Source organism: Pseudonocardia sp. MH-G8 (assembly GCF_002262885.1).
Classification (GTDB): Bacteria; Actinomycetota; Actinomycetes; order Mycobacteriales; family Pseudonocardiaceae; genus Pseudonocardia.
Map to the genome: position 1 here is coordinate 690,127 of NZ_NKYF01000001.1, position 24,506 is coordinate 714,632.

Genomic DNA, 24,506 nt, shown 5'->3' on the forward strand with positions numbered 1-24,506 from the left:
CCGCCTGCGCTCCGCTCAGTAAATGATGACGCCACGGATGTTCTTGCCGTCGTGCATGTCCTGGTAGCCCTGCGCGATCTCGTCGAGCGAGTAGGTCTTGGTGACCAGCTCGTCGAGCTTGAGGACGCCGTCGCGGTAGAGCTGCAGCTGGCGCAGGATGTCCCAGTTCGGGTTGGACATGCCGAACATCGCGCCCTGCAGCCGCTTCTGGAACAGCGTCAGCTCGGCGATCGAGATCGGGAGGTTCGCCTCCGTCATGTCACCCAACCCGGTCACGACGGCGGTCCCCGCCTTCCGGATAGCCCCGAAGGCCTGGGCGACGTGCTCGGACGTGGTGACGCCGACGGTGACGATCGCGGAGTCGGCGCCCTGCCCGTTGGTGAACTGCCGGGCGAGCTCGGTGGCCTCGTCCATGGATTCCACCGCGTGCGTGGCGCCCAGCTCCTGCGCCTTCTCCCGCTTGAACGCCACCGGGTCGACCGCGATGATGTTCGACGCTCCGGCGTGGGCGGCGCCCTGCACCGCATTGATGCCGATCCCGCCGATGCCCATGACGATGACGGTGTGGCCGGGCTGCACCTGCGCGGCGTTGACCGCGGAGCCCCACCCGGTGCCGACACCGCATCCCACCAGGCAGGCCTTGTCCAGGGGGATGTCGTCGGGGACCTTCACCGCGGAGTCCGCGGACACCGTGGTGGTCTGCAGGAACGTCGAGATGCCGCACATCTGTCCCACCGGCTGGCCGCCGTCGGCGAGCTTGACCCGGAAGTCGGTGGGGTCGCCCCAGCGTGCCCCGGACAGCAGGGTGGCGCCCAGGTCGCAGAGGTTCTGCATGCCCGAGGCGCACCAGCGGCAGTGCCCGCATGCCGGCAGGAACGAGAAGACGACGTGGTCGCCCTCCTTGAGCCCCTTGCCGTTGACGCCCGCCTTCGTGACGATGCCCGCGCCCTCGTGGCCGCCCGCGAACGGGAAGATGCCCGGCGTCATGTCCCCGGTGGCCATGTGGTCGTCGGAGTGGCACAGGCCCGACGCCACCATCTGGACCTGGACCTCGTTCTCCCGGGGGTCGTCGATTTCGAGATCCACGACCTCGTACTTGCCGGGTGCCTGCCGGATGATCGCGCCACGGGTCTGCAATGTCTTCTCCCTTGAAGAGCGGTCGGATCTCCTCGTTCATAGCAGCGCGCGCATGGGTGGGGGAAGCGCCGGACCGAGCGGATCTTCTACGAAACGTTGACGGAGCGTGAGCGCCCAGTAGAGTTCGGACCCACCCGTGATCGGACCGGAGCCGCTCCCATGACGGAACTGTTCAACGCCGCCGCCTACCTGACCGAGCGCCGCGTCGACGCCGGCGACGGCCACCGCGTGGCGCTGCGCCACCCCCTCGGCACGCACACCTACCGCGAGCTCACCACCGAGGTCCGCCGGGTCGCCGCCGGGCTGGCCGGGATCGGGGTCCGGCCCGAGGAACGTGTCCTGCTGTGCATGGCCGACGACGTCGAGCTGGCGGTCGGCATCCTCGCCACGATGTACCTGGGCGCGGTGGCCGTGCCCACGTCGACGATGCTCACCGCGCGCGAGCTCACCACCGTCGTCGCCGACTCCCGGGCCCGCGTACTGGTGGGCAGCCCGCAGTTCGCGGACGCGGTGACGAGCGCCGCCGCCGACGCCCCCGACCTGCGACACGTGGTGCTCACCGGCGACACGGCGCCCGACGTGCCCGGGACGACCGGCCTCACCTGGGAGGCGCTGCGCACGGCCGAGCCGCTGACCGCCCCCTATCCCACCTGGGACGAGTCACCGGCGCTGTGGCTCTACACCTCCGGCACGACGGGCACGCCGAAGGGCGCGATGCACCGCCACACCGACATCCGCCACGTGTGCGAGACCTACGGCGCGCAGGTGCTGGGCCTGCGACCCGACGACGTCTGCCTGTCGGCGGCGAAGCTGTTCTTCGCCTACGGCATCGGCAACTCGCTGTTCTTCCCGCTCTCGGTGGGCGCGAGCAGCGTGCTGGAGCCGTCGCGCCCCCACCCCGGGCAGTACGCGCAGCGGGTGGCCGAGCACGGCGTCACGCTCTTCTTCGGCGGCCCGAGCTTCTGGGGCCCGCTGATGGCCGCCGACCTGCCGCGGGAGACGTTCGCGACCGTCCGCAACGGGATCTCTGCAGGCGAGACGCTCCCGCCGCGGATGCTCCACGGCGTCCGTGACCAGTACGGGTTCGAGATCCTCGACGGCATCGGCTCCACCGAGGCCCTGCACATCTTCATCTCCAACATCGCCGGCAAGGTGGTGCCCGGCAGCTCCGGGTTCCCGGTCCCGGGCTACGAGGTGCAGCTGCGCCGCGACGACGGCAGCGTGATCGACGGCGCCGGCGAGCCGGGGATGCTCTACGTGGCGGGCGAGTCGCTGTGCACCGGCTACTGGTGTCGCACCAGCGTCAACCGCGCGGTGTTCCACGGCGAGTGGATGCGCACCGGCGACCAGTACGTCCGGGGCGAGGACGGCAGCTGGACCTGCCTCGGGCGCGCCGACGACGTGCTCAAGGTCGGCGGGATCTGGGTGAGCCCCACTGAGGTCGAGACCCGGCTGCTCGAACACCCGGCGCTCGCCGAGGCCGTCGTCATCGGCGTGCCCGACGAGGACGGGCTCGACAAGCCGGTGGCCTACGTCGTGGCCCGCCCCGGCGCCACGGTCGACCCGGACGAGGTGATCGCGTTCTGCCGCGCGGGCCTGGCGGCGTTCAAGCGCCCCCGCCAGGTCGTCCAGGTCGAGCAGCTCCCCCGCACGGGCACCGGCAAGATCCAGCGCTACCGCCTGCGCGCGCAGGCGAAGGCGGAGCTGACGCCGGCCCCGCAGACCGCGGAGGACGTGGCGGAAGCGAAGGCCTGACGACCATGATCACGAAGTCGGCACGTTCCCGGGCGGATTCCGCCCGCGATTGCGCCGACTTCGCGATCATGCACTGGTTTCGGTCGCGAGGAGCGCGGCGCGGATCTCGGCGATCACGTACTCCGGCCGGTTCACGAGGTCGTGCCAGGTGAAGCGCAGCAGCTTCCAGCCCGCGCGGACCAGGGCATTGCCCTTGCTGCGGTCGGCGCGGAAGCGTTCGACGTCGGAGTGGTAGGCCCAGCCGTCGAACTCGATGGCCACCTTCGCGTCCGGGAAGGCGACGTCGATCGTCCAGCGTCCGAACGGGACACCACGCCGCCACCCCGTGAGCCCGGCTTCGCGGAGGATGGCGATCAGCCGCCGTTCGGCCGCCGAGTCGGCGCGATCGGCGGCCGCGGTGACGAGCTCACGGATGCGCGCGGCGCCGTAGGCCGCCATGTTCCGGCAGTACGCCTGGTAGAGCTCGTCGAACCGGACGTGCTTCTGCAGTGCGCGGTCGAGGAACGCCGAACCGTCGGGCAGAACGACCGCGGTCTCCAGGACGGCGAGCGGCCGCGCGGCACACCAGACACCGTCGACGAGCACGCGGTCGAGCTCGGCGAGATCGCGACGACGGATCCGCACGCCCGGGTACCCGCGCAACGCGAGCCGCCGGGGCACCGTCACCGCGGTCTCGGCCGGAGCGGCCGCCAGCATCTCGTGCCACCACGCCGCCGCCGGGCCGCAGACGGTCGCGTACTCCCCGCCCCACAACCCGGCTGCGCGGATCCGGACCCGGCTGGTGAGCCGATGACCGGCCGCGAGGTACACCCGTGGGGCGACGCGGCCCCATCCCTGCTCCCGCGCCCGCCGCCGCAGCACGCTCTCGTCGAGGCCGTGCCGGACGGCCTGTGCCGTGGTGATCAGCCCGTCCTGGCGGGTGATGAGCTCGACGAGGTCGAGGGGCACGGCCATGACCGGCAGGATCACAGCAGCCCGAGGCATCTCGGGGCCGTTTCACCAGATCCGTCGCCATGATCGCGAAGTCGGCGCATTCGCGGGCGTTTTCCACCCGGGAACGTGCCGACTTCGCGATCATGCTCTACGTTCTACATCCACTTGCCGTTCTGTCGCGTGACTGTAGACTGACACAGGTCCCCGCGCCGCCGCAGGAGGAGCGTCACCGATGACGAGCAGCGCAGATCCGGCCGTCTCCTTCGACGCCGATCCGTCGACCTACCGGCACTGGACGCTCGACGTGCAGGGGGAGGTTGCGTACCTGCGCCTCGACGTCGCCGAGGACGGCGGCCTGGTGCCCGGCTACGAGCTGAAGATGAACAGCTACGACCTGGGCGTCGACATCGAGCTGCACGACGCCGTCCAGCGGCTGCGCTTCTCCCACCCCGAGGTGCGGGCGGTGGTGCTCACCAGCGCGAAGGACCGCAACTTCTGCGCGGGCGCGAACATCCGGATGCTCGCCCAGAGCAGCCACCCGTGGAAGGTGAACTTCTGCAAGTTCACCAACGAGACCCGCAACGAGATCGAGGACGCCACCGCCCACTCGGGACAGACCTGGATCGCAGCCCTCAACGGCACCGCCGCGGGCGGCGGGTACGAGATGGCGCTGGCGTGCGAGCAGATCCTGCTGGTCGACGACAACTCCTCGGCCGTGGCGCTGCCCGAGGTGCCGCTGCTCGGCGTGCTGCCCGGCACCGGCGGCCTCACCCGCGTCACCGACAAGCGCCGGGTGCGCAAGGACCGCGCCGACGTCTTCGCCACCCGTTCCGAGGGCATCCGCGGCGCGCAGGCCGTGGAGTGGCGCCTGGTCGACGAGGTGATCCCCAAGCGGCGCTGGGACGAGACCGTGGCCGAGCGCGCCACCGAGGCCGCCGCGCGGTCGTCCCGGCCCGCTGACGCCCGGGGTGTCGAGCTGCCCCCGCTGCAGCGGGAGGAGACCGGCGACGGCATCCGCTACCGGCACGTCGAGGCCCGGTTCGACCGGGACGCCGGCCTCGTCGAGATCACGGTGCACGGCCCGGAGGGCGACGTGCCCGACACGGTCGAGCGCGTGCACGAGCTGGGCGCGCGGTTCTGGCCACTGGCCATGACCCGCGAGCTGGACGACCTGGTCCTGCGGCTGCGGGCCAACGAGCGCGAGCTCGGCACGTGGGTCGTCCGCACGAAGGGCGACGTCGAGGACGCGCTGGCGTTCGAGCGGGTGATCGCCCGCTATTCCGGCGACGACTGGCTGGTCAACGAGATCCGGCACTACTTCAAGCGGGTGCTCAAGCGGCTCGACGTCACGTCGCGGTCGCTGATCGCGCTGATCGAGCCGGGATCGTGCTTCGCCGGTGCGCTGCTGGAGCTGGCGCTGGCCTGCGACCGCCAGTACATGCTCGAGGGCTTCCTGGAGGAGGACTCCCAGGAGGGCGAGCCGGCCCAGCTCGTGCTGAGCGAGAGCAACTTCGGCACGTTCCCGATGAGCAACGGCCTGTCCCGGCTGGCGAGCCGCTTCTACGGCGACGAGGACCACGTCGCGAAGCTGCGCCAGGAGACCGGCCGCCGCGTCGACGCCCGCGAGGCCCTCGAGCTGGGCCTGGTCACCGACGCCCCGGACGACATCGACTGGGAGGACGAGATCCGGATCCTGCTGGAGGAGCGGGCCGCGCTCAGCCCGGACGCGCTCACCGGCATGGAGGCCAACCACCGGTTCGTCGGCCCGGAGACCATGGAGACGCGGATCTTCGCGCGGCTCTCGGCGTGGCAGAACTGGATCTTCGTACGACCGAACGCGGCGGGCCCGGAAGGCGCGCTGCGCAGGTACGGCACGGGCCGCAGGGCCGAATTCGACCGCAGGCGGGTGTGACATGTCGATCGACTACTCCGAGAAGATCCCGAACAACGTCGACCTGGCGGGCGACCGCAAGCTCAAGCGCGCACTGGAGAGCTGGCAGCCCAACTTCCTGACGTGGTGGAAGACCATGGGCCCGGCCGTGCCCACGGAGGACGTCTACCTGCGCACGGCCGTCGCCGTCGGGCGCGAGGGGTGGGCGCACTTCGACCACGTGCCGATGGACGAGTACCGCTGGGGCGTCTTCCTGGCCGAGCGCAACACCGACCGCCGCATCGCGTTCGGCGAGCAGAAGGGCGAGCCGGTGTGGCAGCAGGTGCCCGGCGAGTACCGCGCCGACCTGCAGCGCCTCATCGTCATCCAGGGCGACACCGAACCGGCCTCGGTGGAGCAGCAGCGCCGCCTCGGCGAGACCGCGCCGTCGCTGTACGACCTGCGCAACCTCTTCCAGGTCAACGTGGAGGAGGGGCGCCACCTCTGGGCGATGGTCTACCTGCTGCACGCCTACTTCGGCCGCGCCGGCCGCGAGGAGGCCGAGGCGCTGCTGCACCGCAACTCCGGCGACCTGGACAGCCCGCGCATCCTCGGCGCGTTCAACGAGGAGACCCCGGACTGGCTGTCGTTCTTCATGTTCACCTACTTCACCGACCGGGACGGGAAGTACCAGCTCGGCACGCTGAAGGAGTCGGCGTTCGACCCGTTGAGCAGGACCTGCGAGTTCATGCTCAAGGAGGAGGCGCACCACATGTTCGTCGGCACCACGGGTGTCGACCGGGTGGTCGCGCGCAGCGCGGAGCTGATGCGCGAGCACGACACCGAGGACATCGCGCCGCACGGCGGGATCCCGCTCGACGTGATCCAGAAGTACATCAACTTCCACTACTCGGTGTCGCTGGACCTGTTCGGCTCCGAGCGCTCCACCAACGCCGCCAACTACTTCACCGCCGGGCTCAAGGGCCGCTGGCAGGAGGAACGGCGCAAGGACGACCACGTCCTCACCGAGGACGCGGCGCACGTCGACGTGGTGCGCGACGGGGAGGTCACCACCGACGAGGTCTCCGCGCTGCTGGCGCTCAACCACGACCTGCGCCGCGAGTACATCGCCGACTGCGAGACCGGGCTCAAGCGCTGGAACCGGGTGCTCGACAAGTCCGGCATCACGCGGCGGCTCTACCTGCCCCACGTCGGGTTCAACCGCGAGGTCGGGCACTTCGCCGCCCACCACCTGACCCCGAAGGGCGACCTGATCGGCCCGGACGTCTGGGAGGCGAGCAAGGACCGCTGGCTGCCCAGCGAGGCCGACAAGACCCACGTCCGCAGCCTGATGCGCCCGGTCTACGAGCCCGGCAAGATCGCCGGCTGGATCGCGCCACCGAGCAAGGGCATCAACGACAAGCCCGTGGAGTACGAGTACGTGCGCTTCCCCTGACCGCGACACGGGCCCGCCCACACCCCGACTCGCGGAGTTGGGGGGCCACCCCCTTCCGCGAGTCGGGGCGTGGGGCGCGCGTGTCGCGACGTCAGTAGAACTCCACCGTGTCCACCACGTTGCGGAGCGGCCTGCCGTCGAGCAGCCGGGTCGCGTTCTCGGCGAACAGCTCCGCGATCCGTCGCCCCTCCGCGGGCGTGAGGGTCGCGTTGTGCGGGCTGATCAGCACGTTCGGCAGGTCCCAGAGCGGGCTGGCCGGGTCCAGCGGCTCCACCGCGAACACGTCCAGCGCGGCGAAGCCGATGCGGCCGTCGCGCAGGGCGTCCACCAGCGCGTCCTCGTCGACGACGGTGCCGCGGCCGACGTTGACCAGCGTGGCGCCGGGCCGGACGGCGGCGAGCACCTCGGCGCTCACCAGCTTGGCGGTGGCCGCGGTGCCGGGCAGCGTGACGACGATGCCGTCGACCCGGCCGACCACCGCGGCGAGCTCGCCCGGGTGGACGATCTCGGACACCCCGTCGACGGGCTCACCGCGCCGGCTCGTGCCGATCACCCGGGTGCCGAACGCCGCGAGGATCCGGGCCACCTCGCGGCCGATCCCGCCGAGCCCGACGACGAGCACGGTCTGCTCGCGCAACTGCCCCATCAGCCACCGGTGCGGCCACTCGTGCCGCGCGGCGTCGGCCTGCAGGCGCGGCACGTTCTTGGCCCCGGCGAGCAGGCCCAGCAGCGCGTACTCGGCGAGCGGGCCGGAGTGGACCCCGGCCGAGGTGGTGAACGTGACGCGGGCGAGCTGCTCGCCGGACAGGCCGGCCGCCTTCACCTGCGCGCCACCTCCCGCCGCCATCGTGTGCACCCAGCGCAGGCCCGGGTTGGCCTCGACGGCCCGCCGCAGCGTTCCCGGGTCCTCACCGGGGATGCCGTAGAGCGCGTCGGCCCCGGCGATGACGTCCTCGAACCGCTGCTGCTGCCCGGCGTCCCGGACGAAGGACGCCTCGCCATGGTGGTCGGCGGGGTAGCGCACGGGCGGGAGCAGCTCCTGGTCGCGCACCATCTCCACCCGCGGTTCGAGCTGCTCCACCAGCCGGCACAGCTCCTCGTCCAACGGCGTCACGACGCCGACCCGCAACCGCTCGCCCAAAGAGCCCTCCCGATCCGCACCTTGGAGCCCTACTGCTGCGCAGCGGGCCTGAGATCAGCAGTATGGCTCCAACGTGCGGGGGTGAGGGCCCCGGTCAGTCGTCCTCCGCCGCGTCCTCGGCCGCTTCCTCCGCGTCTTCCGCGGCGTCCTCGATCTCATCGGCGGTGAGCTCCCCCGGGCGCACCACGTCGACGCTGCCGAACAGCGCCGTGGCGTCCACGACGACCTCGCGCCCCGGGCCGGCGCAGGCCTGCCCGCACTCGCTGCTGCCGAACACCACGGGCCCGCTGAGGCTCGCCCGCACGCCCTCGGGCACCACGACCTTGACGCTGCCGAACAGCGCACCCACCTCGACCTGGGTCTGCTCGGGCCCGACGCTGACCTCCCGGCTGCCCATCACCGCCGTGGCGTCGTCGGCCATGAGCACCTGCCCCCCGAGGAACAGCGCCACGCCGGCGACGGCCACGCCGATCGCGCCGCTGGTGAGCCGCTGCGCGAGGCTCTTGCGCTCGCCCTCGTCGGGAGTGGGTTCGGGCACCGCGACGGTGGGCGCCTCGTCCGGCGCCGGCCGGTACGGGGGGAGGTCCTCGACCAGCGCGTCGAGCTCCTTCTGGGTGCGGGCCGCCCAGCACTGCGCGGCGCGCTCGTCGTACTCGGTGAGGGTGAGCACGCCGTCGCCGTGCGCCTGCTGCAGGTGCGCGTCGGTGGCGCGGCGTTCACGGTCGCCGATGCGCAGCCCGGGCCGAGGTTCGTCCACGCACCCATAGTGCAGCACCACCGGGCCGAGGCGGTCACCCGTGCCCGGCGGGTACCGAGGTGGTCACGGGGGTGTCCCAGTCGATGTGGTGCCCGTGCAGCCAGGCGGCGACCGCGGCGCCCTGGCGCCGCAGGACGATCGGCAGGAACGCGTCGCGCAGGACCCGGCCCACCGGCCCGGCCGCCTTGCTGCTGCTCGACCGCGCCCCGCTCGCCACCACCTGTTCCACGCGCGCGCGGCGCAGCCGCTCGTAGGCGGCGAACGCGGCGGCCGGCTCCGGGAGGTCGCGCAGGCACCGGCCCAGCTCGACCGCGTCCTCGATCGCCATCGACGCGCCCTGACCCGACGCCGGCGAGGTGGCGTGCGCGGCGTCGCCGATCACGATCATCCGGTCGCGGTGCCAGCGCCGCACCGACGGCAGGTCGTGGGTGGCCCACCCCACCAGCTCACCCGGCGTGGAGTCGATGATCGCGCACGCCGGGGTGCGGTCGCCGGCGAACAGCGCCCGCAACCGGTCCCGCCAGTGCTCGGTGGTCAGGGCGGCCAGCTCGCCGGGTGCCGGCTCCGTGCACTGCGGCGGGTTGGCGAACCACCAGACGCCCCCGTCGGGCGCCACCGCGTACCCGAAGAACGCGCGCTTGTCGAACACCATCTCGTACTCCCCCGGGACGGCCCCGGTCTCCTGCGGCGGCGCGTACCCCCCGATGTTGAGCACCGGCACGTATCGGGCCGGGGCCGCGGACGGGTCGATGACGTGCCGCACGCGGGAGCGGATGCCGTCGGCCCCGACCAGGACGTCGGCGCTGGCCGTGGAGCCGTCGGTGAACTCGGCGCGCACCCCGCCCGCCTGCGGTCGCGCATCCGCGAAGCGGCGTCCGTGCTCGATCGGGATGCCGAGCTTGCGGGCCTCGTCGCGCAGTGCGCGGTAGAGGTCGCTGCGGCGCAGCGTGACGCCGATCGTGCCGTCCGGCAGCGGCGCGCCGGTGCTCACCTCGCCGAGGGCCTTGCCGCTCCCGCTGCGGAAGCGCATGCGCGGGGTGGGGAAGCCGAGGCCGGTGACGAGGTGTCCGACGCCGAGGGCGCGCAGCGCGTCGATCCCGTTGACCTGCAACGTCAGGAACGCGCCGAGCTCGTCGGCCGCGCCCTCGCGCGCTTCGAACACGGTGGGGGCGAAACCCGCCCGCTGCAGGGCGATCGCCGCCACCGGCCCCGCGACGCCCGCACCGACCACCATCGCTGTGCGCATGACCTATCCTCTTCTCGCGTGACCAAGTATCTCGTCTGCTCGAGTATCTTGGTGAGTCGAGAGAATGTCAACGGAGGGGGCGGAATGCCCGGCGACGACCTGCGGACGACGATCCAGCGCTCGGTCCTGCGCTTCATCGCCGGCGTGGTGCTGCACAACCAGCAGGTGTCCCAGCGCGTCGGCCTGGCCGCCAGCGACTCCCAGGTGCTCTCGCTGCTGAACCTGCACGGCCCCCTGACGCCGGGACGGCTCGCGGAAACGACCGGCCTCACCACCGGCACCGTGACCGGCGTGATCGACCGGCTGGAACGCGGCGGCTACGTGCGCCGCGAACGCGACACCGCGGACCGGCGGAAGGTGCTGGTGACCCCCGTGGCCGAGGCGGTGGCCCCCTTGGCCGAGCACTACCGGCAGCACGGCGAGCACCTCGACGCCGTGCTGCGCGCCCGCGACCCGGATCAGCTTCGGGTGATCGCGGACTTCCTCGCGGAGCTGACGGACCCGGCCTCCGCACCACCCTCCTCGGCCGGCGGGCGCGGCGGCGGCACGACGAGCAGCAGCGGCAGCTGACCGAGCTCGGGACGGCGGGGCTTGCGCACGTGGGCGACGACCCAGCCCTCGCGACGCGGATGCCCGTGCACGAACGACACCTCCACCACCTCCGCCGACGAGCACACCACAGCGGTCCGACAGTTCCGGCTCCGGCGAATTCCGGGACCGCACCGGCGCCCGCTCCTAGGATCGTGGGGTGACCTCGCCCGCCACCCGGTTCGATGCCAGCCGGTTCGATGCCGCCGCCGGCACCTACGACGACGACCCGCACCACCTGGACATCGCCCGGGAGCTGGTCGCCGGGTTGCACGCGACGACCCGCCCCCGCCTGGTCGTCGACGTCGCCACCGGAACCGGGTTCGCCGCCTTCGCCGCGCTGCACGCGCTCGACCCGCAGCGCGTCGTGGCGGTCGACGTCTCGGCACGCATGCTCGAACGCGCCGCGGCGAAAGCTCCCACGGCCGACCCGGACGGCCGGATCGAGTGGCGGGACGCCCCCGCGGTGCCGCTCGAACTGCCCGACCACGCGGCCGATGTGGTGCTCTGCGCCTCCGCGCTGCACCTGATCGGCGCCACGGCGCCACCCGAGTGGCGCCGTGTCCTGCGCCCGGGCGGACGGGCCGCGTTCAGCATCCCGGTGGCCGCGGACTTCCGGCCCTCCCCCGAGTTCCGGGCGACGCTGCCCACCGACCTCACCCTGCCCGCCGACGAGGCCGGCGCCGAACGCATCGCCCGCGCCGCGGGCCTCGTCCCGGTGGCGGTGCGCACCACCGCGCCGGTGTCGGTGGAGCGACCCCGCCGGTCGTTCCTGGTCTGGGCGGACGCACCGTGGTGAGCGGCGTGCGCGTCGTCGGGTTGCACACGTACCCGATCAAGGGCTGCGCCGGCACGGCGCTCGCCACCGCGCGGCTCACACCCGCAGGCATCGCCCACGACCGGTCCTTCATGGTCACCGACGAGCAGGGCGTCTTCCGCAGCCAGCGTCGGGATCCGCTGCTCGCGGCGATCCGTCCCGAGGTCGCGGACGACGGGCGGGCGCTGGTGCTGCGCGCCGCAGGCGCGGACGTCCTGCGGATCCCCGTGGACGTGCACGCGCCGCGGCGGCCGGTCGAGCTGTTCGGCCGCCCGTTCCAGGGCATCGACCAGGGCGACGCCGTCGCCGAGTGGCTCTCCGCCGTGCTGGGCACGGCGAGCCGGCTGGTGCGGGTGCCACCGGAGCACGACCGCGTGACCGCCGGCGAGACGCCCGGGACGTGCGGGTTCGCGGACAGCGGCGCCCTGCTCGTCACGAGCCGCGCCTCGCTCGACGAGTTGAACCGGCGGATCCGCGAGCGCGGCGCGGCGCCCGTGCCGGTGGCGCGGTTCCGGCCCAACATCGTGGTGGACGGCTGGGCCGAGCCGCACGTCGAGGACCAGGCCCGCGACGCCGGCATCGGCGGCGACGGGGTCGCTCTCGGGTTCGCGAAGCTCGCCGTCCGGTGCGCGGTCACTCTGGTCGACCAGCGGACCGGCGAGCGCGTCGGCCCCGAACCGCTGCGGACGCTGGCGGACTACCGGCGCGTGACGGACGCGGGCGTCGCGTTCGGCGCGAAGTTCGCGGTGCGCCGCACCGGGCGGCTCGCCGTGGGCGACGAGGTGCGCGTGGACCGGTGGGCGTGCGCGCCGGTCACCGCGTAGCCCCGCCGCGCCGGACCCGCCCCCACGGCTTGTAGACGGCCAGCACGGTGGCCACCACCAGCGATACCCCGGACACGATCGGCGGGAACACCAGGTTGCCCGGGTCCGGCGCGGCGCCGTCGCCCGCGAGCAGGCGGCCCGCCTGCGCGGCCTCGTCCAGCCCGGGGCGCAGCAGCAGGAGGACCAGGAGCGTCAGCACGACGTTGAGGACCAGCTTGGCCACCACCCACCAGTACCGCACGAGGCCGTGGTGGGTCCCGATCCCGAGGACGACGCCGGTGGCGAGGCACGCGAGCCCGCTGATCAGGATCGGCCAGGTCAGCAGGGGCAGCACCTGGTAGCAGAGGGCGGCCAGCGCCACGTCGGAGGTGAGCATCGGGGTGAAGACGAGTACCGCCAGCATCACGTCGAGGCCGATCCAGGCGCCCGCCGCCACGATGTGCGCGACCAGCACTCCCTTGCGGGTCCGCGGGCGCATCCGCCACGTCCCGGACGGCAGGACCTGCGTCGCCATGGTTCCTCCTCGTGGCGGCGATCCCATCGTGGCGGTGTGCGGCGCGCCGCGCGTCCCAGCGGGGACGGAGGTGCCGCTGCGCTCACCGGGGTAGCGCCGCCACGGTCGGTACCCCGGGCGGCGTAGCTGTCCTACGGTGAGCGCATGCGCACCGCGGCACGTCGCGGCTGGTGGGCCGGGCCGCTCCCCACCGTGGTGCTGCCGCTCGCCGTCGGGGCTCTCTCCGTGGTCGGGACGTTCGGGGCCGCTCGCGGCCAGCCCTTCGCACACCCGCTGGACGCGCTGGGCATCGCGCTGCTGCTCACCGGTGCCGCGGCGCTCGTCCTGCGCCGCCGCCACCCCACCGAGGTGCTCGCCGTGGCCGCGGCCGCCGCCGGGCTCTACCTCGGTCTGGGCTACCCGTACGGGCCGGTGTTCCTGGCGTCGCTCGTGGCGTTGTGCAGCGCCGTCGTCGCCGGGCACCGCAGGGGTGCCTACACCGTCACGGCCGTGGCGTTCGTCGCCCTGCTGGTGATGCACCTGATCCGCTTCCCCGACCAGCCGTTGCCGCTGTTCGGCGCGGGCGGCTGGCTCTCGTCGCTGGCCGTCGTGATCGCGCTGTGCGAGTGGTGGCGCGCCCGGCGCGAGCGCCTCGCGCAGGAGCAGCTGGCCCAGGAGGAGACCGAGCGCAGGCGGGGCAGCGAGGAGCGGCTGCGCATCGCCCGCGACCTGCACGACTCCCTCGGGCACCACGTCAGCCTGATCAACGTGCAGGCCGGGGTCGCGCTGCACCTGATGGACGACGACCCCGAGCAGGTGCGGTCCGCGCTCGCCGCGATCAAGCAGTCCAGCGGGGAGCTGCTGCGCGAGATGCGGGCCACGCTGGGCGTCCTGCGCGGTGTGGACGAGGGCCCGCCGCGCACACCGGTGGCCGGGCTCGCCCGGCTGGAGGACCTGCTCGCGGAGAACCGGGCCGCCGGCCTGCCCGTGGAGCTGGAGGTGGTCGGCGAGCGGAGGGAGCTGCCCCCGAGCGTCGACCAGGCCGCGTACCGGATCGTGCAGGAGTCGCTCACCAACACCCGCCGCCACGCCGGCCCGGCGCGCTCCCGCGTGGCGCTGCACTACGGCGGCGACGACCTGGAGGTGCGGGTCGAGGACGACGGGCTCGGGGCTCCCGTCCCGGCCGAGGCGTCCGGCCGCAACGGGCTGCCCGGGATGCGGGAGCGCGCTGCGGCGCTGGGCGGCACGCTCGACGCGGGCCCGCGCCCGGACGGCGGCTTCCGCGTGCACGCCCGGCTGCCCGCTGCGGCGGCCCGGAACCGATCCGAGCCGCACACCAGCGCGGATCCGCGACCGTGATGTGCGGCTCGCGTCGATCGAGTAGCGATGATCGGTCTGCCCCGGCGCGGCCCGACCGCAGGTCAGCGCCCCGTGGGGGTGAGCGCGTTGATCCAGAGGTCCAGCTCGTCGCGCACCGACCGCAATGCCGTGGCCTGCCGGCACAGCTCGCCTGCCGCCGCGGCCCGCGTCGGGTGGCGCGGGAGCGGGGCCCTCGCGGAGGCCCGCAGCAGCCGGTGGTGCCCCAGGACCAGGTCCGAGAGCCGCCGCTCGAGCGAGCCCTCCCCCGCGTACGGCGCGAAGTCGAGCGACCACCGCCACAACCGGCGGTACTCGTCCGCGATCCGCGCGCCGTCCTCGGCGCGGTCCTGCACCGCGGCCTCGGTTCGCTGCTGCAGCAGCAGCGCCTGGTCGGCGACGGCGAGCAGGCCGAGCAGGTCGGCGAGCACGCGTTCGGGCCGGTCGGCCGGGTGGCTCGGCATCGCGCTCACCTCATCGTGACGGGATCGGGCGAGCTTAGTGGTCCGCGCGCAGCACCTCGCGATGCCGTCAGCGCGCCCCGTCCTCGGGCGGGAGCGGCCCGAGCCCCTCCAGGCCGTAACGCTCCCCCAGCTCCCGTACCGGGTCGGGCCCCAGCGTGCCGGCCTGGTGCGCGGCGTGGACGTCGCGGAAGAAGCCCTCGGTGCCACCCGGCACGAACAAGGTGATCTTGCGACCGCCGTCGGAGACGCAGCGCATGCCGTGTGCGGCGCCCGGCGGGACGAACACGAAGGCACCCGCTCCGGCGGTGAACCACTGACCGTCGACGTAGTACCGGTAGCTGCCCTCCAGCACGTACCACGCCTCGGCCACGTCGTGCCGGTGGGTGATCGTGGCGAACCCCGCGCTGTCGACGCCCACGATGAGGCCGAAGAGCCCGCCGGTGCTCTCCCGGCTGGCCTTGACCAGCATCTCGCTTCCCTCGGGCACGAGCCCGGGTTCACCTTCGTGCGCTTCGAGGACGAACGGTCGCCGCCCGTCCCACCCGTCGGTCGTCATCAGCCCCCCAGCCGTGCCGGCACCTGCGGCGATGCTACGGGCGGCACCCGTAGTGCTCCCGCGCCACCCGCTGCATCGCGGCGGCGGCGTTCGAGGTCAGCGACCGCGCGCTGAAGTAGACGTCGCCGCCGACGCCGGGGTGCGCCTCGTTGAACGTCAGGTGCTCGGTGAGCTCGGCGTCGTCCCATGCCGGCGTGGTGCCGGTCTTGTAGGCCGCCTGGCCGATGTAGAGGGCGACATCGGTGCCCGACACGAGGTCGGCCCACCAGGGCACGAGCGCCGCGTAGTCGGCGGTCGGGTGCCCGATCTCCCAGTAGACCTGCGGGACGACGTAGTCGACCCACCCCTCCCGGACCCACCTCGCGCTGTCGGCGAAGTTCGCGTCGTAGGACTGCAGGCCGCTGGTCGGCGACCCGCCCGGGTCCTCGGACCGGTTGCGCCAGATGCCGAAGGGGCTGATGCCGAACGCGACGTCGCGGTCGAGCGCGTCCAGGCGCTCGGACACGTCCTGCACGAACCGGTTCACGTTGTCCCGCCGCCAGTCGCCGACGTCGCCGCTGCCGTGCGCGGCGAACGTCTCCGCGTCGGGGATCGGCGCCCCGTCCGCGGGGTAGGGGTAGAAGTAGTCGTCGAAGTGCACGGCGTCGACGTCGTAGCGCTCGGCCGCGTCCAGCACCACGTCGGCGACGAACTTGCGGACCTCCGGCACCCCCGGGTCGTAGTAGAGCTGCCCGCCGTAGCCGAACACCCAGTCGGGGTGCTGCCGGGCCGGGTGTTCGGGCACGAGCTGCGCCGGGTCTGCCTGCTTGCTCACCCGGAACGGGTTGAACCACGCGTGGAACGACATCCCGCGCCCGTGCGTCTCCTCGACGAGGAACTCGAGCGGGTCGTAGCCGGGGTCCGTCCCCTGCTCGCCGGTGAGCCAGTGCGACCACGGCTCGTACGGCGAGGGCCACAGCGCGTCGGCCGTGGGCCGCACCTGCACCATCACGGTGTTGATGCCCAGCTCCTGCGCGTCGTCGAGGATGTCGCGGTACTCCCGCTGCTGTTGCTGCACCGGCAGCCCGGGGCGGCTCGGCCAGTCGATGTTCTCGACCGTGGAGATCCACACGGCGCGCACGCCGCCTGCACCGCACGTGGACCCGGCCTCGGCGGCGGGCGGCACACCCGCGACGGCGAGGGCCGACGTGACCAGGGCGACACCCCATCGCAGCAGCTGAGCCCGCATGATCGCCAGTATCGGGTGTGAGTGGTGCCGCGCACCGCCACCGACGCCCGATAGTGCAGATCTTCAGCCGTCTTGACGGGCCCGGCGGGCTGCGTGACGTTGTGCGGGGACACCGACGCCGCTGGAGGACGAGCCTGTGTGGAAGATCTGCCGGACCTGCGCCGTCGAGCACGACTCGGACGCCGAGCGCTGCGCCATCTGCTTCGACGAGCGGCAGTGGGTGCCGGCCGACGGGCAGCAGTGGACCACCGCCGAGGAGCTGGCCGCGGCCGGGCACCGGGTGCAGGTGCGCGAGGTCGAGCCGGACCTGTTCGGCATCACCGTCGAACCCAAGTTCGGCATCGGGCAGCGCTCGCACCTCGTGCGCACGCCGGCCGGGAACCTGCTCTGGGACGTCGTGGGCCACGTCGACGAGGACGCCGCGCGCCGGGTGCGCGAGCTGGGCGAGGTCGCCGCGATCGTGGCGAGCCACCCGCACCACTTCGGCGTGCAGGTCGAGTGGAGCCGGCTGCTCGGCGGGGTCCCGGTGCTCGTCGCCGAGGCCGACATGGCGTGGGTGGCCCGACCGGATCCGGTGATCCGGCCGTGGAGCGGCACCCTCGACCTGCTGCCCGGCGTCACGCTCGCCCAGCTCGGCGGGCACTTCCCGGGCAGCGCGGTGGCGCACTGGGCTGCCGGGGCGCAGGGGCGGGGCGTCCTGCTCAGCGGCGACACGGTCCCGACCAACCCGGACCGCGCCACCGTCACCTTCATGCGCAGCTACCCGAACCGGATCCCGCTCTCGGCCGCGGTGGCGCAGCGGATCGCGAAGGCCGTGGAGCAGTTCTCGTTCGACCGGATCTACGACAACTTCGGCAACAGCATCGCCACCGACGCCCGCGCGGCCGTCCGCCGCTCCGCCGACCGCTACACGGCATGGGTGCGGGGCGACTACGACCACCTCACCTGAGGATCAGCGCGAGCACCGCGCCCGCCGGGTCGCGGACCACCGCGTAGGCGCCCGTGCCCTCCCCCTTCGGGCCCGCGACCACCTCGCCGCCGCGGTTGCGGACCGCGGCCAGGCTCGCGTCCAGGTCCTCCACGGCGACGTAGGCCAGCCACTGCGGCGGCAGGTCCGCGTTCTCCCCGCGGGCGTGGCAGATCCCGGCAGCCGGCGTGCCGTCGGCGGCCAGCATCATCCAGTCCTCGCCCAGCGGCTCGGGCGTCCAGCCGATCACGTCGGCGTAGAAGTCGCGCACCGCGGGCGCGTCGGGCACCGTCAGGTCCAGGTGCACGAACATCCCGGGTTTCCAGTCCACGCTCATGACGCTCCTCCGGTCGGGAACAGGGTTTCGAGCCAGCGCTGCCAGTCAGCGGTCAGCGCGTCGGTGTCCACGGGCGGGCCGTAGACGTAGTGGTAGGCACTGACACCGCAGCCGGCCTCGCCCTCGGCGCCGATGCGGTGCAGCCCGTGCGCCGAGCGGACGCCGAGGAACTCCTCGTTCGCGACGTCCACCACGCCGGTGACCGCGGCGGGCCCGTCGGGGGCCAGGGTGACCGTGTCGCCGACGGTGGGATGCCCCGCCAGCCCGAGCGCGCGGTGCAACACCGGCCAGATGTCGCGCGCGTTCCCCGCGGTGTATGCCATGGCCACGACGTTGCCCACGGGCAGGCCGGCGAAGTGGCGCAGGTAGCTGCGCAGGTTGGCGAGGAACAGGGTCCAGCCGGCGTCGAAGCTGTCGTACTCGTCGTCCCAGTCCGCACCGTCGAGGAAGCCGCTCTGCACGAACCTCACGACGGTGCCGCCACCGGCGCGGCCCTCGACGAGGAACTCGTACGCGTACTGCGGCCGTCCGTCGTCGGGCTGGTCGAAGGCGCCGTAGGCGAACCGGTGCCCCGGCTCCCAGGCGGTGACCCGGCCGCGGGTGGTGAACCCGCCGCCGTAGTCCTGCTCCACGGTGCCGCCCTCCCGCGGCTGCACCGCGTGCGGCACGAACCACGCGGCGATGCCCGGGCCGGTCGCGATGGCCTCCCACACCTGCTCGGGCGAGGCGTCCAGCTCGACGTGCTTCTCCAGGCGCCGATCGCTCATGCGTCGACCCCCCTCGACTCGGGGTGGATCGCGACGACCACGCGGTGCCTGCGCCCACCCTCGGCGCCCTCGTCGTGGTACTTGCCCACCAGCGCGGTGACGGCCTGGGCGAGCTCGTCGGCGAACGCGGCCCGGTCGGATGCCGACGCGAAGCGCACCTCGCCGTCGACGGCGAACGTCGCCAGCCGCTTGCCCGCCGACGTCGCGCCGGCGAGCAGCTCCCCCACCTCCCGCACGGTGCGCGCCGCGACGGCGATGAGCCAGCGGGCCGAGAGCCGGTCCGGCGCCCGGCCGGGGTCCGGGGCGACGGCACCGAGGGCCGCGGGCGAGATCACGTAGCTCGCGGCCGTGGCCTGCATGACCCGTTCGGTCATGTTGCCCTTGCGGCGCTGCGCCACCAGCTCGATCAGCCCGTGCTGCTCGAGCGTGCGCAGGTGGTAGTTGACCTTCTGCCGGGCGAGCCCGACCTTCGGCGCGAGGCTGCTCGCCGATCCCGGTTCGGCCAGCTCGGCGAGCAACCGCGCCCGGACCGGGTCGAGCGAGACCCCTGCGGCGGCCGGGTCGTCGATGACGCTGAGCTCGTGCACGCAGAGACCGTCCCACCGACAAGAAAAGTTGTCAAGGGCCGTTTGTGCACGTCGGAGCCGGGTAGGCCGTCGGCATGACCGACCGGTTCCGCAAGGGCGACCACGTCACCTGGTCCTCGCACGGCGGCACCGCCGAGGGCACGGTGGAGGAGGAGATCACCTCCGACACCGAGGCGGCCGGCCGCACCGTGCGCGCGAGCGAGGACGAACCGCAGTACCGGGTGCGCAGCGAGAAGAGCGGCGGCGAGGCGGTGCACAAGCCCTCGGCGCTGAAGAACAAGTGACCGGCGACGACCACGCCCACATGCGCAAGGTCGTCGGGTACGTGCACCGGCACCTGGCCCAGCGGCCGACGAAGGAGTCGATCGAGGACTCCCGCTGGCGCCACTCGCTGATGAACTGGGGCCACGACCCCTGCAAGGGCTGAGTCCGACGACGACCGCGATCGGTCGGCGGCGGCCGGCCCCGCCGGGCGGGCAGAGGGCAGACTGGCTCGATGGAGCACCGGAACCCGGCGCCGGCCGAGATCGCGCGGCAGCGTCCGCCGGACGACCCGCGCCTGGACCTCGTGGCCGGGTCCGTCGACCTGCCCGGCGGACCGATCCGGTACGTGCACCCGCGCGACGCGGCGGCGCTGCTCTACGAGGAGGACGTGGCGGCCGACCAGTCCTACCCGCCGTACTGGGCCGAGGTGTGGCCCAGCGGGGTCGAGCTCGCGCGCGCGGTGTCCGGGCAGGACTGGCAGGGCGTTCCCGCGCTCGAGCTGGGCTGCGGGCTGGGGTTGCCGTCCGTGGCGGTCGCGCTCGCCGGGGCGCGGGTGCTCGCCACCGACCGCTCGGCCGACGCGCTCGCGTTCGCCGCCGTGAACGCCGAGCAGAACGGCGCCCGCATCGAGACCGCCGTCTGCTCATGGGACGACGCCGACGCCCTGGTCTCCCGGGGCCCGTTCCGGCTCGTGCTCGCCGCCGACGTCCTCTACGGCCAGCGCAACATCGACGAGCTGACCGCGCTGCTCCCCCGGCTCCTGACCGCCGACGGCGTCGTCTGGATCGCGGACCCGGACCGGCCGCTGACCGGGGACTTCCTGGCCGCCACGCGAGCCGGCTGGCAGTCGGTCGAGACCACCCCCACCCAGGTGCCGGAGGTGCACCTGCACCGGCTGACGGGCCCGCCGCGCGTCACCGCGTCCGGCTGACCCACCCCATCGGGCGAGTCGCCGCCCTCCCCCGGGCCGTTACCGTCGCCGGATGGACGACGTGCTGGTCGAGCAGCTGGGCGCCACCTACCGCGACCTGCACGCCCACCCGGAGCTGTCGGGGGCGGAGACCCGTACGGCCGCGGTCGCCTCCTCCTGGTTGGGCGAGCGCGGGTACGAGGTCATCGACGGGGTCGGCGGTACCGGCGTCGTCGGGCTGCTGCGCACGGGCCCGGGGCCGGTGGTCCTGCTGCGCGCGGACATGGACGCGCTGCCGGTCACCGAGGCCACCGGGTTGCCCTACTCCAGCGTCGTGGACGAGGTGATGCACGCCTGCGGCCACGATGTCCACGTCACCTGCCTCCTCGGTGCCGCCCACGAGCTCGCGGCGGCCCGTGACAGCTGGGAGGGCACGGTGGTGGTCGTCTTCCAGCCCGCCGAGGAGACCGCTTCCGGCGCCCAGGCGATGATCGACGACGGTCTCTTCGAGCGGGTCCCGCGCCCCACCGTCGTGCTGGGCCAGCACGTCGCCCCGATCCCGGCCGGGGTGCTCGGTCTGCGCAGCGGGCCCGCGTTCGCGGCCACCGACACGCTGCGCGTCACGATGTTCGGCGCGGGGGGACACGGCTCGCGCCCCGAGACGACCGTCGATCCCGTGCTCATGGCCGCGAGCACCGTGCAGCGCTGGCAGGGCATCGTGTCGCGGGAGGTGGCCGGCACCCAGACGGCGGTGCTGACGGTGGGGGCGTTGCACGCGGGCACCAAGGCCAACATCGTGCCCGACCGTGCCGAGATGCTGCTCAGCGTGCGCACCTTCGAAGACACGGTCCGGGAACGCGTGCTCGCCGCCATCGAGCGGATCGCGCGGGCCGAGGCGCAGGCCTCCGGCGCGCCGAAGCCACCGCTGATCGAGACCCTGGAGACGGCACCGGCCGTCGTGAACGACCCCGCAGCGGCCGGGCGGACGCAGCAGGCCCTCGAGCAGCTCGTCGGGCCCGGACGGGTCCTCGACCCCGGTCCGGTCACGGGCAGCGAGGACGTCGGTCTCCTCGCGGCCGCCGCCGAGGCCCCCCTCGTGTTCTGGTTGCTCGGGGGCGCCGACCCCGCGCTGTTCGCCGGCGCGTCGACGGTCGAGGAGACCATGCAGGTCGTGGCCGGGCTGCCCTCCAACCACTCGCCGCACTACGCGCCCGCGCCGGAACCCACCCTCCGGATCGGGGCGGCTGCGCTCACCGCCGCCGCGCGGCAGTGGCTCGCCGGCTGACCCGGTGGCACGGGCGGGCGTCAGGTCCGCCCTGTGGTCGTCGCTCCCGCGGCATCCGTCGCGCCGGACGCGACCGATTCCGGCAGCTCCTCCGGCCGGTAGTCGGGGAGCCGGTTCGCGGGGACGATCGCGAGCGCGCTGATCGCGGCGAGTACGAGCAGCCCGAGGCGCAGCGCGCGCAGGCGCGCGTCCTCGTTGAGCGCGACCGCGGCGTCGACCTGCGCAGGGCTCGCGTCGGTCCCGGCGAGGATGGTCCGCAGCCGGTCGTTGCTGACGAAGTTCGTCTTGTCCAGGTCGACCTGCGCGACGAGCTCCGGTGGGAGCTCGACGTTGCGCGCCACCGCCGTGGCGACGTTCGCGCTGAGGATGCCCACCAGCAGCGCGCCCGCGACGGCGGTGCCGACGGCGGAGGCGAGGTTCTGCACGGTGCCGCGGACCGACCCGACGTCGCCTGCGAGCTCCTTCGGCGAGGCCGTCACGAGGACGTTGAACACGAGCGTGACCAGCGCACCCTGGCCGACGCCGAACACGAAGAGGCCGAGGATCGTCGGGAGGATCTCCCAGTTGTTCGTCACCACCACGGACAACCACGCGAGCGCGACGGTGGTGAGCCCGAAGCCGGCCATGCCGATCGTGCGCGGGGTGAACCGGCCGTAGAGACGCACCACCAGCATCGCCGTCACGAACACCGTGAGGTTGAACGGCAGCATGGCCAGCGAGGTGTCGAACGGCGTGCGGCCCTGGACGATCTGGATGTAGAGCGGCACCGTGAAGTTCAGGGCAGCCTCCAGCGCGACCACGATGAACATCGCGTAGACCGCGGCGCGCTCGCCCGAGGAACCGAACACCGACAGGTTCACCAGCGGCACCTGTCCGGCGTCCGTGCGGCGCCGGGTCCACAGGAAGAACAGCTGCACGAGCACGACGCCGAGCACGATCAGGATCGGCGCCGGGGACAGGCCCATCACCCCGAACGGCGCGCCCGTGCCGGCGCGGAGCACCCCCCAGCTGTTGAGGTTGTTCACGCCCAGGGTCAGTAGCACGACGGCGACGCCGATCAGAACGGCTGCCACGACGTCGATCGAGATCTCCGCGTTGCCCCGGTCCGAACGCAACCGGAAGCTGAGGACGAACACGGCGACGGCGAGCAGGAGCACCACGACGAAGACCGGCCGCCAGCCGACGAGGGTGGCGAGCGTGCCGCCGACGAGGAACGCGGTCACGCCGCCGAGAGCGCGGGCCGATCCGAGCGCGCCGATCGCGGTGGCCTGCTGCGCACCGCGGTAGTTCTCGGCGATGAGAGCGACGAGCGAGGGCACGATGAGGGCCGCGGACGCGCCGGCCAGGCCCTGCGCGACGATCACCCAGCCCACCCCCGGAGCCAGGATCATGCACAGCGCGGAAGCCGCGAACACCACCACCACGATGCGGAAGACGACCACCCAGCCCACGCGCTGCCCGATCTTCGCACCGACCATGACGAGCGCGGCCACCACCAGGCCGTAGGTCACGATCGCGGTGCTGACGTCGGTCGGCGGGACGCCGAAGTCGTCCACGATGCCGCTGATGGACACCGGCAGGGCAGCGACGTTGTAGGACATCAGGATCTGCGCGAGGAACAGGCCGATCATCGGGACCCAGGACGCCCGGGCCCCGGCCGGCGCTGCGGCATCCGTCATGGCTTCCCTCCGGGGACGTGCGGATCCGAGGCGAAGACGTTCAGCCCGAGGGCCCGCGACAGGTAGGCGGTGGCGATCTGACCGCGCACGCTGTTGCCGGCCGCGTCCAGCCGGGGCGCGTAGGCCCCGATGCCTGCCTTGCCGGGGGCCACGGTGACCAGCCCTCCTGCCACTCCGGACTTACCGGGGAGTCCGATCTCGAACAGCCACTCGCCGGACCGCTCGTACAGGCCGCTCGCGGCGAGGACCGCGAGCGCGTCCCGGCAGACGTCCGCCGAGACGACCCGCTCACCGGTGACGGGGTTGACGCCGCCGTCGGCGAGCGTCGCGCCCATCACCGCCAGGTCGCGGGCGTCGACGCGGAGCGCGCACTGGCGCGTGTAGACGTCGACGACCACGAGCGGGTCGCGTTCGATGCGCCCGTAGCTCTCCAGCAGCTGGGCGATCGCCCTGTTGCGGTGGTTGGTCGCTGCTTCACAGCGGTACACCTCGTGGTCGACCTCGAGCGCCCGCCCCGCGAAGCGGGACAGCCCGTCGCGCACGGCGTCCCACAGCTCCTGGGCGGTGTCGCCGGGCATGAGCGCCGTCGTCGCGAGCGCGCCCGCGTTCACCATCGGGTTCATCGGGTGCCCGTCGTTCAGCTCGATCGCGACGACGGAGTCGAACGCCAGACCGGTGTTGTTGACACCGACGACCTCCAGCACGCGCTCGTGGCCGAACGCCTCGCTCAGCAGGGCGTACACGAACGCCTTCGAGATGGACTGGATGGAGAAGGCCGTACGTGTGTCGCCGCGCTCGTGCAGCCCGCCCTCGACGTCGGCGACGCAGAGCCCGAACGCCTCGGGGTCCGCGTCGGCGAGGATCGGGATGTAGTCCGCCACGGCGCCCTCCCGGTGCCGGGCGGCGTGCTCGTGCGCCCGCACCAGCAGGTCGTCGATCCTCGGCCCGGCCGGCACCGCTCCGGTGCCGACGGCCTGCCCGACGCCGTCGACGTCCAGGTCCATTTCCCGTCCCCCTCGGCGCCGCGACCGGATCCGGTGGTGATCCTCGATGAGCCGAACGTCCCGCGCCGGACCGCGCCCACGCCTC

General features: G+C 73.2%; 25 protein-coding genes and 1 pseudogene. 12 read left to right on the forward strand and 14 right to left on the reverse strand.

Features of this window, described 5'->3' with window-relative positions:
• Positions 1-15: 15 nt before the first annotated feature.
• Entirely contained in the window at positions 16-1,137 is a 1,122-nt protein-coding gene (locus CFP66_RS03185) for an NDMA-dependent alcohol dehydrogenase (RefSeq protein WP_094920204.1), read from the reverse strand.
• Between the two features lie 159 nt (positions 1,138-1,296).
• Here CFP66_RS03185 and CFP66_RS03190 point away from each other — a divergent pair, with 159 nt between their 5' ends.
• Positions 1,297-2,892 (forward strand): benzoate-CoA ligase family protein, encoded by a 1,596-nt coding sequence (locus tag CFP66_RS03190; RefSeq protein ID WP_094920205.1) that lies wholly within the window; start codon positions 1,297-1,299, stop codon positions 2,890-2,892.
• Between the two features lie 66 nt (positions 2,893-2,958).
• Here the strand turns inward: CFP66_RS03190 and CFP66_RS03195 are convergent, their stop codons facing one another.
• Positions 2,959-3,846 (reverse strand): endonuclease domain-containing protein, encoded by an 888-nt coding sequence (locus CFP66_RS03195; RefSeq protein WP_143517087.1) that lies wholly within the window; start codon positions 3,844-3,846, stop codon positions 2,959-2,961.
• A 211-nt stretch (positions 3,847-4,057) separates the two neighbouring features.
• Between CFP66_RS03195 and boxC the strand changes: the two genes are divergently transcribed.
• Both boxC and boxB read left to right on the forward strand, forming a co-directional pair.
• Positions 4,058-5,737, forward strand: a complete 1,680-nt coding sequence (boxC, locus tag CFP66_RS03200; protein ID WP_094920207.1) for a 2,3-epoxybenzoyl-CoA dihydrolase — start codon at positions 4,058-4,060, stop codon at positions 5,735-5,737.
• Position 5,738: 1 nt separating this feature from the next.
• Positions 5,739-7,151 carry a benzoyl-CoA 2,3-epoxidase subunit BoxB gene (gene boxB, locus CFP66_RS03205; RefSeq protein ID WP_094920208.1) on the forward strand — a complete coding sequence of 471 codons (1,413 nt, stop codon included), beginning with the start codon at positions 5,739-5,741 and terminating at the stop codon, positions 7,149-7,151.
• Between the two features lie 91 nt (positions 7,152-7,242).
• Here the strand turns inward: boxB and CFP66_RS03210 are convergent, their stop codons facing one another.
• From CFP66_RS03210 to CFP66_RS03220, 3 genes are all read right to left on the reverse strand, one after another.
• Positions 7,243-8,292, reverse strand: coding sequence for a D-2-hydroxyacid dehydrogenase (locus CFP66_RS03210; protein ID WP_198961219.1), 1,050 nt, complete (start codon positions 8,290-8,292; stop codon positions 7,243-7,245).
• A 94-nt stretch (positions 8,293-8,386) separates the two neighbouring features.
• Positions 8,387-9,049: a DUF1707 domain-containing protein gene (locus CFP66_RS03215; RefSeq protein ID WP_158228015.1), complete on the reverse strand. Its 663-nt coding sequence runs from the start codon at positions 9,047-9,049 to the stop codon at positions 8,387-8,389.
• Between the two features lie 34 nt (positions 9,050-9,083).
• Positions 9,084-10,295, reverse strand: a complete 1,212-nt coding sequence (locus CFP66_RS03220) for an NAD(P)/FAD-dependent oxidoreductase (RefSeq protein ID WP_094920210.1) — start codon at positions 10,293-10,295, stop codon at positions 9,084-9,086.
• A gap of 84 nt (positions 10,296-10,379) precedes the next feature.
• Between CFP66_RS03220 and CFP66_RS03225 the strand changes: the two genes are divergently transcribed.
• The 3 genes from CFP66_RS03225 to CFP66_RS03235 all read left to right on the forward strand — a co-directional run bounded on the left by CFP66_RS03225 (position 10,380) and on the right by CFP66_RS03235 (position 12,524).
• Positions 10,380-10,865: a MarR family winged helix-turn-helix transcriptional regulator gene (locus CFP66_RS03225; RefSeq protein ID WP_094920211.1), complete on the forward strand. Its 486-nt coding sequence runs from the start codon at positions 10,380-10,382 to the stop codon at positions 10,863-10,865.
• A gap of 178 nt (positions 10,866-11,043) precedes the next feature.
• A complete protein-coding gene (locus tag CFP66_RS03230) occupies positions 11,044-11,682 on the forward strand; it encodes a class I SAM-dependent methyltransferase (protein ID WP_094920212.1) in 639 nt (212 codons plus the stop codon).
• A gap of 5 nt (positions 11,683-11,687) precedes the next feature.
• Positions 11,688-12,524 carry an MOSC domain-containing protein gene (locus CFP66_RS03235; protein WP_094921465.1) on the forward strand — a complete coding sequence of 279 codons (837 nt, stop codon included), beginning with the start codon at positions 11,688-11,690 and terminating at the stop codon, positions 12,522-12,524.
• Here CFP66_RS03235 and CFP66_RS03240 read toward each other — a convergent pair.
• Positions 12,514-13,038 (reverse strand): hypothetical protein, encoded by a 525-nt coding sequence (locus tag CFP66_RS03240; RefSeq protein ID WP_094920213.1) that lies wholly within the window; start codon positions 13,036-13,038, stop codon positions 12,514-12,516. The two genes, CFP66_RS03235 and CFP66_RS03240, sit on opposite strands and share 11 nt — an antisense overlap.
• Before the next feature lie 144 nt (positions 13,039-13,182).
• Here CFP66_RS03240 and CFP66_RS03245 point away from each other — a divergent pair, with 144 nt between their 5' ends.
• Entirely contained in the window at positions 13,183-14,376 is a 1,194-nt protein-coding gene (locus CFP66_RS03245; protein WP_094920214.1) for a sensor histidine kinase, read from the forward strand.
• Positions 14,377-14,438: 62 nt separating this feature from the next.
• On the opposite strand, the gene CFP66_RS03250 is transcribed toward CFP66_RS03245, so the two are convergent.
• The 3 genes from CFP66_RS03250 to CFP66_RS03260 all read right to left on the reverse strand — a co-directional run bounded on the left by CFP66_RS03250 (position 14,439) and on the right by CFP66_RS03260 (position 16,621).
• Positions 14,439-14,837 (reverse strand): hypothetical protein, encoded by a 399-nt coding sequence (locus tag CFP66_RS03250; protein ID WP_143517088.1) that lies wholly within the window; start codon positions 14,835-14,837, stop codon positions 14,439-14,441.
• 67 nt (positions 14,838-14,904) lie between these two features.
• Positions 14,905-15,393: a cupin domain-containing protein gene (locus tag CFP66_RS03255; RefSeq protein ID WP_094920216.1), complete on the reverse strand. Its 489-nt coding sequence runs from the start codon at positions 15,391-15,393 to the stop codon at positions 14,905-14,907.
• Positions 15,394-15,427: 34 nt separating this feature from the next.
• Positions 15,428-16,621 (reverse strand): glycoside hydrolase family 10 protein, encoded by a 1,194-nt coding sequence (locus CFP66_RS03260; RefSeq protein ID WP_094920217.1) that lies wholly within the window; start codon positions 16,619-16,621, stop codon positions 15,428-15,430.
• Positions 16,622-16,757: 136 nt separating this feature from the next.
• Here CFP66_RS03260 and CFP66_RS03265 point away from each other — a divergent pair, with 136 nt between their 5' ends.
• Complete coding sequence (locus CFP66_RS03265; RefSeq protein WP_094920218.1) at positions 16,758-17,570, forward strand: MBL fold metallo-hydrolase; 813 nt, start codon at positions 16,758-16,760, stop codon at positions 17,568-17,570.
• Here the strand turns inward: CFP66_RS03265 and CFP66_RS03270 are convergent.
• From CFP66_RS03270 to CFP66_RS03280, 3 genes are read right to left on the reverse strand one after another with little or no spacing between them, the layout of a single operon-like run.
• Positions 17,563-17,925: a VOC family protein gene (locus CFP66_RS03270; RefSeq protein WP_094920219.1), complete on the reverse strand. Its 363-nt coding sequence runs from the start codon at positions 17,923-17,925 to the stop codon at positions 17,563-17,565. The two genes, CFP66_RS03265 and CFP66_RS03270, sit on opposite strands and share 8 nt — an antisense overlap.
• On the reverse strand, positions 17,922-18,692 hold the full coding sequence (locus CFP66_RS03275; RefSeq protein WP_094920220.1) for an SRPBCC domain-containing protein: 771 nt from the start codon (positions 18,690-18,692) through the stop codon (positions 17,922-17,924). The genes CFP66_RS03270 and CFP66_RS03275 overlap by 4 nt, the downstream gene beginning before the upstream one ends.
• The gene (locus tag CFP66_RS03280) at positions 18,689-19,279 is read right to left on the reverse strand and encodes a helix-turn-helix domain-containing protein (RefSeq protein ID WP_094920221.1); all 591 of its coding nucleotides are present in this window, start codon (positions 19,277-19,279) and stop codon (positions 18,689-18,691) included. Before CFP66_RS03280 ends, CFP66_RS03275 begins: the two co-directional genes overlap by 4 nt.
• Positions 19,280-19,353: 74 nt before the next feature.
• Here CFP66_RS03280 and CFP66_RS48975 point away from each other — a divergent pair, with 74 nt between their 5' ends.
• From CFP66_RS48975 to CFP66_RS03295, 4 genes and pseudogenes are all read left to right on the forward strand, one after another.
• Positions 19,354-19,563 carry a DUF2945 domain-containing protein gene (locus tag CFP66_RS48975; protein ID WP_233159104.1) on the forward strand — a complete coding sequence of 70 codons (210 nt, stop codon included), beginning with the start codon at positions 19,354-19,356 and terminating at the stop codon, positions 19,561-19,563.
• Positions 19,564-19,568: 5 nt separating this feature from the next.
• A pseudogene (locus CFP66_RS48980) lies at positions 19,569-19,706 on the forward strand (DUF3140 domain-containing protein); the annotation flags it as partial.
• A gap of 69 nt (positions 19,707-19,775) precedes the next feature.
• Positions 19,776-20,474, forward strand: coding sequence for a methyltransferase (locus tag CFP66_RS03290; protein WP_094920222.1), 699 nt, complete (start codon positions 19,776-19,778; stop codon positions 20,472-20,474).
• A 52-nt stretch (positions 20,475-20,526) separates the two neighbouring features.
• A complete protein-coding gene (locus CFP66_RS03295; RefSeq protein ID WP_094920223.1) occupies positions 20,527-21,738 on the forward strand; it encodes an amidohydrolase in 1,212 nt (403 codons plus the stop codon).
• A gap of 20 nt (positions 21,739-21,758) precedes the next feature.
• On the opposite strand, the gene CFP66_RS03300 is transcribed toward CFP66_RS03295, so the two are convergent.
• The gene (locus CFP66_RS03300; RefSeq protein ID WP_198961220.1) at positions 21,759-23,417 is read right to left on the reverse strand and encodes an MFS transporter; all 1,659 of its coding nucleotides are present in this window, start codon (positions 23,415-23,417) and stop codon (positions 21,759-21,761) included.
• Positions 23,414-24,421, reverse strand: coding sequence for a glutaminase A (glsA, locus tag CFP66_RS03305; RefSeq protein WP_094920224.1), 1,008 nt, complete (start codon positions 24,419-24,421; stop codon positions 23,414-23,416). The genes CFP66_RS03300 and glsA overlap by 4 nt, the downstream gene beginning before the upstream one ends.
• Between the last annotated feature and the right edge of the window lie 85 nt (positions 24,422-24,506).

What these genes read in the sequence shown, in the direction of transcription:
- CFP66_RS03295 (WP_094920223.1), top strand. Translation starts at nt 20,527, where the DNA reads ATGGACGACGTGCTGGTCGAGCAGCTGGGCGCCACCTACCGCGACCTG.
- CFP66_RS03195 (WP_143517087.1), bottom strand. Translation starts at nt 3,846, where the DNA reads ATGGCCGTGCCCCTCGACCTCGTCGAGCTCATCACCCGCCAGGACGGG.
- boxB (WP_094920208.1), top strand. Translation starts at nt 5,739, where the DNA reads ATGTCGATCGACTACTCCGAGAAGATCCCGAACAACGTCGACCTGGCG.
- CFP66_RS03240 (WP_094920213.1), bottom strand. Translation starts at nt 13,038, where the DNA reads ATGGCGACGCAGGTCCTGCCGTCCGGGACGTGGCGGATGCGCCCGCGG.
- boxC (WP_094920207.1), top strand. Translation starts at nt 4,058, where the DNA reads ATGACGAGCAGCGCAGATCCGGCCGTCTCCTTCGACGCCGATCCGTCG.
- glsA (WP_094920224.1), bottom strand. Translation starts at nt 24,421, where the DNA reads ATGGACCTGGACGTCGACGGCGTCGGGCAGGCCGTCGGCACCGGAGCG.
- CFP66_RS03250 (WP_143517088.1), bottom strand. Translation starts at nt 14,837, where the DNA reads ATGCCGAGCCACCCGGCCGACCGGCCCGAACGCGTGCTCGCCGACCTG.
- CFP66_RS03260 (WP_094920217.1), bottom strand. Translation starts at nt 16,621, where the DNA reads ATGCGGGCTCAGCTGCTGCGATGGGGTGTCGCCCTGGTCACGTCGGCC.
- CFP66_RS03190 (WP_094920205.1), top strand. Translation starts at nt 1,297, where the DNA reads ATGACGGAACTGTTCAACGCCGCCGCCTACCTGACCGAGCGCCGCGTC.
- CFP66_RS03300 (WP_198961220.1), bottom strand. Translation starts at nt 23,417, where the DNA reads ATGACGGATGCCGCAGCGCCGGCCGGGGCCCGGGCGTCCTGGGTCCCG.
- CFP66_RS03245 (WP_094920214.1), top strand. Translation starts at nt 13,183, where the DNA reads ATGCGCACCGCGGCACGTCGCGGCTGGTGGGCCGGGCCGCTCCCCACC.
- CFP66_RS03275 (WP_094920220.1), bottom strand. Translation starts at nt 18,692, where the DNA reads ATGAGCGATCGGCGCCTGGAGAAGCACGTCGAGCTGGACGCCTCGCCC.
- CFP66_RS03220 (WP_094920210.1), bottom strand. Translation starts at nt 10,295, where the DNA reads ATGCGCACAGCGATGGTGGTCGGTGCGGGCGTCGCGGGGCCGGTGGCG.
- CFP66_RS48975 (WP_233159104.1), top strand. Translation starts at nt 19,354, where the DNA reads ATGACCGACCGGTTCCGCAAGGGCGACCACGTCACCTGGTCCTCGCAC.
- CFP66_RS03290 (WP_094920222.1), top strand. Translation starts at nt 19,776, where the DNA reads ATGGAGCACCGGAACCCGGCGCCGGCCGAGATCGCGCGGCAGCGTCCG.
- CFP66_RS03225 (WP_094920211.1), top strand. Translation starts at nt 10,380, where the DNA reads ATGCCCGGCGACGACCTGCGGACGACGATCCAGCGCTCGGTCCTGCGC.
- CFP66_RS03255 (WP_094920216.1), bottom strand. Translation starts at nt 15,393, where the DNA reads ATGACGACCGACGGGTGGGACGGGCGGCGACCGTTCGTCCTCGAAGCG.
- CFP66_RS03270 (WP_094920219.1), bottom strand. Translation starts at nt 17,925, where the DNA reads ATGAGCGTGGACTGGAAACCCGGGATGTTCGTGCACCTGGACCTGACG.